Raw genomic sequence first — 12,701 nt, forward strand, 5'->3', positions numbered from 1 at the left:
ATTTAGAATCCTGATTTTTACGGCTTTTAAAAGTAGAAGAAGCAATAAGTATGGCCAACGAGATTTTCTTACTAAATATATCAGGACAGGACAAACCTGGTCTAACATCAGGTTTAACAGGTGTTTTAGCGCAATATCAGGCTAAAATTTTAGATATCGGTCAGGCCAATATACACGATACTTTATCTCTGGGTATCCTTTTCGAAATTCAATCCGGCAAAAAATCTGCTGCTGTTCTTAAGGATTTACTTTTTAAGGCTTATGAGTTAAATATAAAAGCGAAATTCACACCTATTTCATCGGATGATTACGAAAAATGGGTTGGTCTACAAGGCAAGAATCGTTATATCGTAACTATTTTAGGGAAGAAATTAGCTGCTGAACAAATTTCTGAAGTTACAAAGATCATTTCAGAAAAAAATCTCAATATCGATTCTATTAAGCGGTTAACTGGTCGATTGTCTTTGGTGAAAGAGGAAGAATATCCTAGAGCTTCCATTCAATTATCAATCCGAGGTAAAATTGATGATAAAGCGGAGTTTACAGAAAAATTCATGCAAATTTCAAGTGATTTGGATGTGGATATTGCTTTTCAAGAAGATAATATTTATCGGAGAAACCGTCGTTTGGTGTGTTTCGATATGGATTCTACATTGATTCAAACGGAGGTTATAGACGAATTGGCTGATTTGGCTGGGGTTGGGCCGGAAGTGCGTGAAATCACAGAATTGGCCATGCAGGGAGAGATCGACTTCAAAGAAAGTTTTACGCGTCGTATGAAACTCCTTAAAGGCTTGAAAGAAGAAGTTCTGCAAGATGTCGCAGTACGATTACCGATTACTAAAGGCGCTAGGAGACTTATTGATACTTTGAGAAGTTACGGTTTTAAAACAGCAATCCTTTCCGGGGGCTTCTCTTATTTTGGAGAGTACCTTAAAAAAGAATTGGGCATCGATTACGTTTATGCGAATCAGCTGGAAATTAAAGATGGTGTTTTAACTGGTGGTTACCTGGGAGAGATCGTTGATGGTAACAAAAAAGCAGAGTATCTTAAGGAAATTGCCAAAATGGAAGGTATTAATATTAGTCAGACCATAGCAGTTGGTGATGGTGCAAATGATCTAGCTATGTTGAATCTGGCCGGTTTAGGGATCGCTTTTCATGCCAAACCTAAGGTAAAACAAAATGCGCAAAGTTCTATTTCTAGTATCGGTTTAGATGGCGTTTTATATTTACTGGGTTATCATGACCGGCATATCGATCTATTGGAATAAAGTACTCCTTGTTGTTTGATAACTTCGTTATAAAACTATCTTAAAGTCTTTTCATCTTTTTCTTAAATGTAGTACTTTGGCACAGTTATTACTGCTACTTGGTACGTAATTAAATAACATAATTGATCCTTCATATGCGCCATATCTTTTTCTTATTACTTATACTCTTTGCCCCAAGAATAAGTTACTCTCAAAATTTGGCTAATCCCCTTAGGGTGGAGGATGCTCGTGAACAGAAAAAATGGGTAGATTCAGTATATAATGCCTTGAGTTTAGAAGAAAAAGTAGGGCAGTTGTATATGGTTCAAGTTATGTCGGATCAGGATCAACAATCGAAAAATAATATTATAAATACCATTAGAAAGTATCACATTGGGGGAATTATATACTCTAATGGCGGACCTGTAAAACAGGCTAAACTTAATAATGAGTTGCAGGCCTTATCTAAAACCCCTCTTCTTATTGGGATGGATGCCGAATGGGGATTGAGCATGCGGCTAGATTCTACTTTTGTATTTCCATGGAATATGACTTTGGGTGCTATCAATAACAATAAGCTTGTTGAAAAAGCAGGAAAGCATATTGGGGAACATTGTAAACGCCTGGGGGTCCATTTTAATTTTGCTCCAGTTGTGGATATCAACACCAACCCAGACAACCCCATTATAGGTAATCGGTCCTTTGGAGAAGATAAAATAAATGTTACTGAAAAAGCATTATCCTTTATGGTGGGTATGCAAAGCGCTGGAGTTTTGGCATGTGCAAAGCATTTTCCGGGTCATGGTGATACAGATCAGGATTCTCACAAAACATTACCAACAGTGAGTTTTGATGAGGACCGTATTGAGTCGGTAGAATTATATCCCTATCGATCATTAATTAAGAATGGCTTGTCTAGTGTTATGGTAGCCCATTTGAATGTGCCTGCCCTGGAGCCCAGAGAAGGCCTTCCTTCATCATTATCAAAACATATAGTAACAGATGTTCTGAAGGGCCAACTTGGATTTGACGGACTCATATTTACCGATGCCTTGACCATGAAAGGAGCATCTAACTTTAATGAAACGGGCGACATAGACCTTGCAGCTTTTCTAGCAGGGAATGATGTGATGTTGATGTCGGAAGATGTGGGCATTGGTATCTCGAAGATAGTTGAAGCATATAAAATTGGTGTAATCAGTGAAGATCGATTAGCTCATTCAGTTAAAAAGATTCTTGAGGCTAAATATAAGGTAGGCCTGTCTGATTACGCTCCTATTAATCTTCATAACCTTTTAGAAGATTTAAATCGTATTGAAGATCAGGTACTAAATGAAGATCTTATCGAAAGTGCCCTTACGATAGTTAAAAATAAAAATGATCTACTCCCCATAAGAAATTTAGAAACCAAAAAGATAGCCTATGTGAATTTAGGAGATGATTCTGGATCCTATTTTATAAATGAATTAAAAAAATATACCAAGGTTAATGAAGTTGATAACAAACAACTAAATAACAGGCTTTTGGGCTATAATACCGTAATTGTTGGATTACACAGGTCCAACGAATCACCATGGAAGTCCTATAAATTTACTAAAGAAGAAATAAGTTGGTTGGAAGACATCGCTAAAGATCATATGGTTATTCTTGATGTATTTGTAAAACCGTATGCTTTGTCAGACTTAAAAGAGTTGGATAATATAGAAAGTATCGTTGTAAGTTATCAAAACAGTAAATTGGCCCAGGAAAAATCGGCTCAACTTATCTTTGGAGCTATTGCGGCAAATGGTAAATTACCTGTTTCTGCTGGAAGTGAATTTCCAGTTGGTGCGGGTATTACATCTTTCGACTTAAAACGATTGGGGTATACCATCCCAGAACGGGAAGGGATGAGTTCAGAACGATTAAATAAAATTGATTCCATTGCACAGCGGGCAGTAGATTTAAAAATGACTCCTGGTATTCAACTTTTAGTAGCCAGACATGGTAAAGTGGTCTACAACAAAAATTTTGGTAAGCATACCTATGAAGGTAAAAATTATGTTAAGGACGAAGATATTTATGATGTGGCTTCCTTAACAAAAATATTAGCAACCCTACCGCTTTTAATGGAGTTAGAGGAGAATGGAATTGTGTCTTTAGATGCCCGATTAGGAGATATATTGCCAGAATATAAAAATTCCAATAAAGCTAATATTACCATTAAGGAAATGTTGTCACATTATGCTCGATTAAGACCATGGGAACCATTTTATTACCACACCTTGAATCCCGATACTAAGCGTCCGAGTGCTAAATATTACCGCACGCAACGAAATACATTATTTAATATAGAGGTTACAAAAAATATGTATTTACGATCGGATTACCCTGATTCAATTCAAAAAATCATTAAAGAATCTGAACTTTTACCGAAACTACGCTATCGCTACAGCGATTTTCCGTATTACATTTTGAAAAAATATATAGAAGGTTATTATAACAAAGGATTAGATGAGTTGGTTCAAGAGCATTTTTACCAATCAATTGGTGCGAATCATACAACATACAACCCTTTTCACACGGTAAGTGATACTAAAATAGTGCCAACAGAAATGGATGATTATTATAGGTATCAGGAGATCCACGGTTACGTTCATGATATGGGAGCGGCCATGCAAAATGGGGTAGGAGGCCATGCCGGTATTTTCAGTAATGCCAATGATGTGGCTAAAATCATGCAAATGTATCTTCAAAAGGGATTTTATGGTGGAAAACGGTTTTTAAAACCGGAAACTATTGATAAATTTAATACCTGTTATTTTTGTGAACAGGATAATAGACGTGGTGTAGGATTTGATAAACCTCAAATAGAAGGAGATGGTCCTACCTGTGGTTGCGTGTCTTTAACCAGTTTTGGGCATTCCGGATTTACTGGTACTTATGCCTGGGCTGATCCGGATGCAGATATTTTGTATGTGTTCATGGCAAATCGAACATTTCCTAAAGCAGGAAAGAATACTTTATTAAGAGAAAATGTTCGAACAGATATTCAGGAACTTATTTATGAAGCAATTATAGAATAGTAGTTGTTGTATTTTACTGTAGAATTAATTTAAAAAAGCCGAAAGTGCTGAAAACGAAATGAAAATAGGAATAGTATGTTACCCAACCTTTGGAGGAAGTGGCGTGGTTGCAACCGAATTAGGTTTGGAATTATCAAAGCGTGGTCATGAAATTCACTTTATAACTTACAGGCAACCTGTGCGCCTTGAGTTATTGAGTAACCATGTTCATTATCACGAGGTAAATGTTCCTGAATACCCCTTATTTCATTACCAGCCTTATGAGTTAGCCCTTTCCAGCAAACTCGTTGATATGGTGAAATTACATCAAATTGATATACTTCATGTACATTACGCCATCCCTCACGCATACGCGGCCTACATGGCGAAGAAAATGCTGTTAGAAGAAGGTATCCACATTCCTTTTGTAACAACCCTGCACGGTACAGATATCACACTTGTAGGAAGTCACCCTTTTTATAAACCTGCGGTAACTTTTAGCATCAATAAATCAGATGCGGTTACAGCAGTTTCACAAAGTTTAAAGGATGATACTATGCGGTTGTTCAATATTAAAAATGATATTCATGTCGTTCCTAACTTTATCGATCTGGATAAATATAAGTTTACTTTTACTGATTGCCAAAGAGCGATGATGGCCGATGAAAATGAAAAAATCATTACTCATGTTAGTAATTTGCGACCCGTAAAACGCGTTTTGGATGTCATTCGGATCTTTAATAATATTCAAAAAGAGATTCCCGCCAAGCTCATGTTAGTAGGTGAAGGTCCTGAGCGAGAGAAAGTGGTTTCTTTATGTAAAAAACTTAAAATTTATGATAAAGTGGTCTTTTTAGGAAAAAGTAATGAGATCGATAAGATTCTATGTTTTAGTGACCTATTCCTTTTACCTTCTCAAACGGAGAGTTTTGGGTTGGCCGCATTAGAGGCTATGGCGTCAGGTGTTCCTGTAATATCCAGTAACACAGGAGGAATTCCTGAAGTAAATGAACAAGGATATTCAGGCTTTTTGAGTCATGTGGGCGATATTGCAGATATGTCTAAGAATGCTCTTTACATTTTAAAAGATGAAGACCGATTAAAAACCTTCAAAACCCAAGCAAGAAGTCAAGCTCAAAAGTTTAATGTTCATAAAATAGTGCCCGTTTATGAAAAGATTTATGAGGACACCCTTGAAAATTGCACGATATCGTAAATTAAAACATAAAAAAAACGCCTATAAGGCGCTTTTTTTTATTAAGACTATACTTAGAATCTGTATCTTATCCCTAAGGCAATATCAAAATCCAGATCATTATTTCGATTACCAAAACCAAATTCAGGTCTGGCATCTAAAGATAATTGAATCGGAATATCAAAATTATACTCGATCCCGATATCACCAGCACCGAAAATAAACGTTTCACTGTTGTCGAATCTTGGATCAGGTGTGTCATAACTATATGATGCTACACCACCACCTACACCGGCATACCAGTTAAAATTGCCATCTAGTAGCCATACCCATTGGTATAATGCAGCTAAACTGAAGCCATCAAAATTATTATCGGAACGAAGTCCTAGATCTAACTCCAGGCGATTGTTCATGCCTAAAGCTCTTTGATAAGATACTTCGGCACCAAAGCCGTTGCCATCACCCAGACGTAATCCGAGGGCATTGCTAGAAATTTGTTGAGCATCAGCAGTAAATGCGAAGCCTACTAGTAAAAATGTAATTAGAATTGATTTCTTCATAAAATAAATTGTTTTGGTTTATAAGTATATACGTCCTTTTTAACTAAAAAGACCATATTTCTATTATTCAATATTAGAAACAAAAATAAGACCAAAATTGTAATTATCTTTATCCAAGTAGAATTTTCTGAATTATATGTCAATAAGAAATCGGTTAAATACAATTGAATCAGACCTTAAAGGTGAATTATTTTTTGATAATCTTATTAAATCGGTTTACGCCACTGATGCTTCAGTATATCGCATGTTACCTTTAGCAGTTGCCTACCCAAGAGATCCGTCGGATATAAAGAAGTTAATTGCATTTGCTAAAGCTAATAGCATTAGTTTAATTCCCAGAACAGCAGGAACATCGTTGGCGGGTCAATGTGTGGGCGATGGCATTGTGGTTGATGTTTCGAAATATTTTACTCAGATAATTAGTTTCGACAAAAACTCAAAAACCGTTACGGTCCAACCCGGTGTTGTAAGGGATATATTGAATGCCTATTTAGAACCTCACGGACTTTTTTTCGGACCCAATACGTCAACCTCTAACCGTTGTATGATTGGAGGAATGGTAGGAAATAATTCTTCAGGGACCACCTCTATTAGATATGGCGTTACCAGAGATAAGGTGTTACAATTGAAAACAATTTTAAGTGATGGGAGTGAGGCTGTTTTTAATACAGTTTCTGCAGAAGAATTTCATAATAAAACAAATGAAAAAAGCTTAGAAGGTCAGATTTACAAAACCATTTACGATAACCTTAAACCACAAAATGTTCAACAAGGTATAACAGAAAAATTTCCAAAACCTTCCATTCACCGTCGCAATACAGGTTATGCTATAGATGCTTTGATCGACTCGGATGTTTTTAGGGCCTCTTCCAAAAACTTCAATATGTGTGAACTACTCTCGGGAAGTGAGGGTACTTTGGCATTTACAACAGAAATAACACTAAAATTAGATGATCTACCACCAGAATACGCTATTATGGTACCATTTCATTTTAAAACCATTGAAGGATGTTTACTGGCTGTAGTTCCTGCTATGAAACATAATTTGTACACCTGTGAAATGATGGATAAAACCATTTTGGACTGTACTAAGCATAACCGTGCCCAACAAGTGAATAGGCAATTTTTGGAAGGAGACCCCAAAGCCATTTTAATGTGTGAGGTTCGTGCAAAAACAATAAGTGACGTTAAAATTCTTGCTGATAGCCTTATAAAATCTGTTATGGCTACCAACCTAGCCTATGCAGCACCGATACTTCAAGGCGATGCAATTAATAGGGCTGTGGAACTTCGAAAAGCGGGTTTAGGGCTATTAGGCAATATTATAGGAGATAAAAAAGCGGTGGCTTGTATTGAAGACACAGCCGTAGTTTTAGCGGATCTGGCCGAATATATTTCCGAATTTACTGAATTAATGCGCACCTTTGATCAGGAAGCGGTGTATTATGCACATGCCGGAGCAGGGGAGATACACCTCAGGCCCATTCTTAATTTAAAGGCCTCTGAGGATGTTAGATTGTTTAGAGATATTACAACGGCTGTTGCAAAACTTGTAAAAAAGTATCGAGGTTCGATGAGCGGTGAACACGGTGATGGTATCGTTCGGTCTAGTTATATCCCCATGATGATCGGTGAGGATAATTACCAAATATTAAAGCGAATCAAATCCGTTTTTGACCCGAATAACATATTTAATCCGGGTAAAATTGTTGACGCATTGCCTATAGATAAAAACTTGCGCTATGAGCCGGATCGAATAGAACCTGAAATTACGACAGTAATGGATTTTTCAGCTTCGGAAGGTATTTTACGAGAAGCGGAGAAATGTAATGGTTCTGGTGATTGCAGAAAATTGCCGGAGTTTGGCGGTACCATGTGCCCGAGCTACCGGGCCACTAGGAATGAAAAAGATACCACAAGGGCTCGTGCCAACGCTTTAAGAGAATTTTTAACCCACTCTGAAGAATCTAATCGATTCAATCATCAGGAGCTTAAAGAGGTGTTCGATTTATGTTTGAGTTGTAAAGCTTGCGCGAGTGAATGCCCGAGTAGTGTTGATGTAGCTAGTTTAAAAGCAGAGTTTCAATATCAATATCATCAGGCTAATGGAGTTTCATTACGCACAAAATTATTTGCCTATAATGACCATATTAATCGCTTGGGTGGTTTAGTACCAAGATTAACCAATGCTATTTATTCGAATAAATTCACGGCTAAACTATTGAAATCTGCCGTGGGTATTGCTAAAGATCGTACACTGCCTCTGGTAGGACCTAAAAACCTTTCTACTTGGTATGATGAATTTATAAAGGGTTCTTCAAACCGTAAATTCATAAAAACAGTTTATTTGTTTAATGATGAGTTTACAAATCGTTTGGATGCTACTATAGGAATGGATGCTATTGAGTTGCTTAATGCCTTGGGTTATAATGTAAAAATTATAAAGCATGCCGAATCGGGACGAAGTTTTATTTCCAAAGGCTTATTGAAACAAGCTAAAAAAAGAGCAAATTTAAATGTGTCTGTTTTTAAAGAATTAATTTCAAAGGATACACCATTAATTGGGATAGAACCTTCTGCGATTTTGAGCTTTAAAGATGATTATCTGAAGCTAGCCAATGATAAGGAGGCAGCACAAGCTATTGCAGAGCACACGTATTTAATTGAAGAGTTCCTTGAACAAGAAATTAAATTAGGACACATTACGACGCAACAGTTCACAACAGAATCAAAAACGATTAAGTTTCACGGGCATTGCCATCAAAAAGCATTAAGTAATGTGATGTCTAGTTTTTCGATTTTAAACTTACCTCAAAATTTTAAAGTAACGGTCATCCCAAGCGGCTGTTGTGGTATGGCAGGAAGTTTTGGTTTCGAAAAGGAACATTATGATGTGAGTATGGCTATTGGAGATCAAACTTTATTTCCGGCTGTTCGAAAAGCTCCTGAGGGTGTGATCATTGCCGCTAATGGAACAAGTTGCAGGCATCAAATAGCTGATGGCACAGGTAAAAAGGCACTTCATCCTATATCCATTTTAAAAGCAGCCTTAAAATAAGTTGATGTAAGAAAGGATGTTAGTCGATCTTTTCCTTTTTAGGTCTTTTAACTTCCTGCTCAACAATAGTAATAGCAGCAATAAGATCTTGCATATCTAAACTGTCATCATCTTCATTAACACTGAAAGGAGCTAACTTATCCTCATCAAAGTGATAGATTTTCCAACGTTTGAATTGATATTCTAGAGCTGTAAAATTTTCAATCCAATCCCCTGAATTTAAATACATGGTTTTTCCATTTTTGGTTTCTATTATTTCCATCTTGGGTTGGTGAATATGGCCGCAAACTACGTAGTCGTATCCATTTTCAATAGCTAAATGCGCAATTTCAGTTTCATAGTTCTTTATAAATTTTATGGCATTCTTAACCCCATTTTTGACTTTTTTTGAAAGGGAAAATCGCTCTTTACCCATTTTATCCAAACCCCAGTTAATGTAACGATTTAAAACCGTTAACAGGTCGTAACCATAACCACCCAGCTTCGCAAGCCATTTTGCATGTTTAATAGAAACATCAAATATATCGCCATGAAAAAACCAGGCTTTTTTTCCATCAAGGTCTAGAACCTGTTTATTTACGATAGATATGTTCCCAAGTTCTGTTCCGGCAAACCTTCTAAAGGCTTCATCATGGTTACCGGTAATATAGATTACCCGAACACCATGAGCCGCCATGTCAATTATTTTCTTGATCACTTTTAAATGTGATTTTGGAAAATAACGCTTTTTAAAGTGCCAGGTATCAATAATATCACCATTCAAAATCAAGATTTTTGGGGCAATACTATTGAGATAGGTAAGTAAAGGCTTGGCTTGACACCCATAAGTGCCCAAATGTACGTCGGATATTACCGCAAGCTCTAATTTTCTTTTGATGGTCAATTTATTCCAGTTTTTTCACACTACAAATTACTTCTTTTAATATTAAGTAATAATTACCTAATTATTACTTCTGTATCAGTTTTCTGTTAACTTATTGTTATGCAAATATCTAAAAGCTATGCAAGTTATTAAAAACTAATTTTATATTAAATATCTGTATGCAAAGAAACTATGTAATACCGCTTATTTAGAGGGCGGAATTAGAAAAAAGCTTTATTTTAGCAAAAAATATTAGTATGGCAGGAAATTCCTTTGGCAAACTTTTCAATCTTACAACCTACGGTGAATCACACGGCCCGGCCTTGGGTGGTGTCATAGACGGATGTCCGCCGGGAATAAACTTAAATTTGGAAGCCATTCAAGATGAATTAAACCGAAGAAAACCAGGGCAATCTAAGATCGTAACACAACGGAAGGAACCTGATTCGGTTGAGTTTCATTCAGGCATTTTTGAAGGTGTTACAACAGGAACGCCTATTGGATTCGTGATCAAGAACACGAATCAGAAGTCAAAGGATTATACGCATATTAAAGATACCTATCGCCCTAGTCATGCCGATTATACTTATGATCAAAAATATGGTCTTCGAGATTATCGTGGTGGCGGTCGAAGTTCGGCCCGGGAAACAGCTTGCCGTGTTGTGGCCGGAGCAATTGCTAAACAGGTGATTCAGGATGTAAAAATAACGGCTTATGTGTCACGCGTGGGAACTTTAGGTTTAGATAAAAATTATCAGGAAATCGATTTATCACAAGTAGAATCGAATATCGTGCGATGCCCCGATGCTGAAATGGCGAAACAAATGGAAGATTACATTAAAGAGGTTCGAGGTAAAGGCGATACAGTTGGTGGTGTTGTGAGCTGTGTTATTCAAAATGTTCCTGCCGGTTTGGGTGAGCCCGTATTTGATAAACTTCACGCCGAATTAGGGAAAGCTATGTTGTCCATAAATGCTGTAAAGGGTTTTGAATATGGTAGTGGTTTTCACGGAAGTACGATGTATGGTAGCGACCATAACGATGCATTTAATTCCGATGGAAGTACCAAAACTAATTATTCAGGAGGTATTCAAGGTGGGATCAGTAATGGTATGGATATTTATTTTAATGTCGCCTTCAAGCCCGTAGCAACTTTAATTCAGGAATACGAGACTATTGATAAAGAAGGAAAGGTGGTAACAATGCACGGAAAAGGTCGTCACGATCCTTGTGTGGTTCCTCGAGCCGTTCCTATTGTGGAGGCTATGGCAGCCCTTGTAATGGCAGATTTTCACCTTTTAAATAAACTGTACTCCTAAGCTAAGGTTTACACAATTTACAAATCATATTGAAATACGTACCTTGTTGCTTTTGATGAACAAGAAAACTGACTTTAATAGCATATGAAGAAATTAGCACTACATTGGAAGATTATTATTGGAATGGTTCTCGGAATTATTTTCGGGTTTATAATGACCTCTGTTGACGGAGGACGAGGCTTTGTTGGAGATTGGATAGCACCATTTGGAACCATTTTTATTAACCTTTTAAAATTGATCGCTGTTCCTTTAATTCTAGCGTCATTGATCAAAGGAATCTCAGATCTAAAAGATATTTCCAAGATTAAATCGATGGGACTTCGGACTATTGGTATTTATATCGGTACTACCCTTGTGGCTATTATTATTGGTCTAACCATCGTTAATACGGTTAAACCCGGTAAAGGAATGCCAGCAGATACACTTCAAAAAATTGAGGAACGTTATCAAAACGATGCCGGTGTAACTGATAAATTAGTAAAAGCTTCGGCTCAAAAAGATGCCGGTCCTTTACAATCACTAGTAGATATTTTTCCAAGCAATATATTCGAATCGTTCGCAAATGCATCAATGTTGCAGGTGATTTTCTTTGCCCTTTTTGTGGGTATATGTTTGCTCTTAATTGGTGAAAAGAAAGCCAAACCCTTGATTGATTTTTTTGATTCGCTTAATGATGTCGTCATGAAAATGGTCGATTTAATTATGCTTTTCGCCCCCTATGCTGTTTTTGCGCTTTTAGCCAATGTTATTGTGGCCTTTGACGATCCTGATATTCTTATCAAATTATTACTATACTCGATTTGTGTATTAGGCGGACTTATATTGATGATCTGTTTCTACCTTTTACTCGTTGGTGTTTATGTGAAAAAATCGCCAATGTGGTTTTTACAACAAATAAGTCCGGCACAACTTCTCGCTTTTTCAACCAGTAGCAGCGCAGCAACCTTACCCGTTACCATGGAGCGCGTTGAAGAACATTTAGGAGTGGATAAAGAAGTTTCAGGTTTTGTGCTTCCTGTAGGTGCCACTGTTAATATGGATGGTACAAGTTTATACCAGGGCATTGCGGCCGTTTTTATCATGCAGGTTATTTGGCCCGAAGGATTAACCTTTACGAATCAGTTGGTTATTGTTTTAACCGCCTTGCTAGCTTCAATTGGAAGTGCTGCGGTACCTAGTGCCGGTATGGTTATGTTGGTAATTGTTTTGGAGTCGATTGGTTTTCCTGAGGAATTGTTACCTATCGGGTTAGCACTTATTTTTGCTGTAGACAGGCCTTTGGATATGTGTAGAACAGTTGTAAATGTTACAGGCGATGCTACAGTGGCACTTATAGTGGCAAAATCTTTGGGGAAAATTCATGACCCGAAACCAAAAGAATGGAATGATCATTATGATGAGGTAAAATAG

8 protein-coding genes are annotated in these 12,701 nt (G+C 37.0%); 6 read left to right on the plus strand and 2 right to left on the minus strand.

What is annotated here, in order from left to right; all coding sequences use genetic code 11:
- The first annotated feature begins 50 nt into the window (after nucleotides 1-50).
- From serB to bshA, 3 genes are all read left to right on the plus strand, one after another.
- Complete coding sequence (gene serB, locus V8G61_RS08575) at nucleotides 51-1,274, plus strand: phosphoserine phosphatase SerB (RefSeq protein ID WP_394875136.1); 1,224 nt, start codon at nucleotides 51-53, stop codon at nucleotides 1,272-1,274.
- A 134-nt stretch (nucleotides 1,275-1,408) separates the two neighbouring features.
- Entirely contained in the window at nucleotides 1,409-4,318 is a 2,910-nt protein-coding gene (locus tag V8G61_RS08580; protein WP_394875137.1) for a glycoside hydrolase family 3 N-terminal domain-containing protein, read from the plus strand.
- A gap of 58 nt (nucleotides 4,319-4,376) precedes the next feature.
- A complete protein-coding gene (bshA, locus tag V8G61_RS08585; RefSeq protein WP_394875138.1) occupies nucleotides 4,377-5,513 on the plus strand; it encodes an N-acetyl-alpha-D-glucosaminyl L-malate synthase BshA in 1,137 nt (378 codons plus the stop codon).
- Between the two features lie 53 nt (nucleotides 5,514-5,566).
- Here bshA and V8G61_RS08590 read toward each other — a convergent pair whose 3' ends face one another.
- Entirely contained in the window at nucleotides 5,567-6,052 is a 486-nt protein-coding gene (locus V8G61_RS08590; RefSeq protein WP_394875139.1) for a hypothetical protein, read from the minus strand.
- Between the two features lie 136 nt (nucleotides 6,053-6,188).
- On the opposite strand from V8G61_RS08590, the gene V8G61_RS08595 reads away from it, so the two are divergent.
- Nucleotides 6,189-9,110 (plus strand): FAD-binding and (Fe-S)-binding domain-containing protein, encoded by a 2,922-nt coding sequence (locus V8G61_RS08595; protein WP_394875140.1) that lies wholly within the window; start codon nucleotides 6,189-6,191, stop codon nucleotides 9,108-9,110.
- 19 nt (nucleotides 9,111-9,129) lie between these two features.
- Here V8G61_RS08595 and V8G61_RS08600 read toward each other — a convergent pair whose 3' ends face one another.
- Nucleotides 9,130-9,993: a UDP-2,3-diacylglucosamine diphosphatase gene (locus V8G61_RS08600; RefSeq protein ID WP_394875141.1), complete on the minus strand. Its 864-nt coding sequence runs from the start codon at nucleotides 9,991-9,993 to the stop codon at nucleotides 9,130-9,132.
- A 236-nt stretch (nucleotides 9,994-10,229) separates the two neighbouring features.
- On the opposite strand from V8G61_RS08600, the gene aroC reads away from it, so the two are divergent.
- Together aroC and V8G61_RS08610 are read left to right on the plus strand one after the other, a co-directional pair.
- Entirely contained in the window at nucleotides 10,230-11,291 is a 1,062-nt protein-coding gene (gene aroC, locus V8G61_RS08605) for a chorismate synthase (protein ID WP_394875143.1), read from the plus strand.
- A gap of 84 nt (nucleotides 11,292-11,375) precedes the next feature.
- Complete coding sequence (locus V8G61_RS08610; protein ID WP_394875144.1) at nucleotides 11,376-12,701, plus strand: dicarboxylate/amino acid:cation symporter; 1,326 nt, start codon at nucleotides 11,376-11,378, stop codon at nucleotides 12,699-12,701.

Source organism: Gaetbulibacter sp. M240, from assembly GCF_043876815.1.
Taxonomy (GTDB): domain Bacteria; phylum Bacteroidota; class Bacteroidia; order Flavobacteriales; family Flavobacteriaceae; genus Gaetbulibacter_A.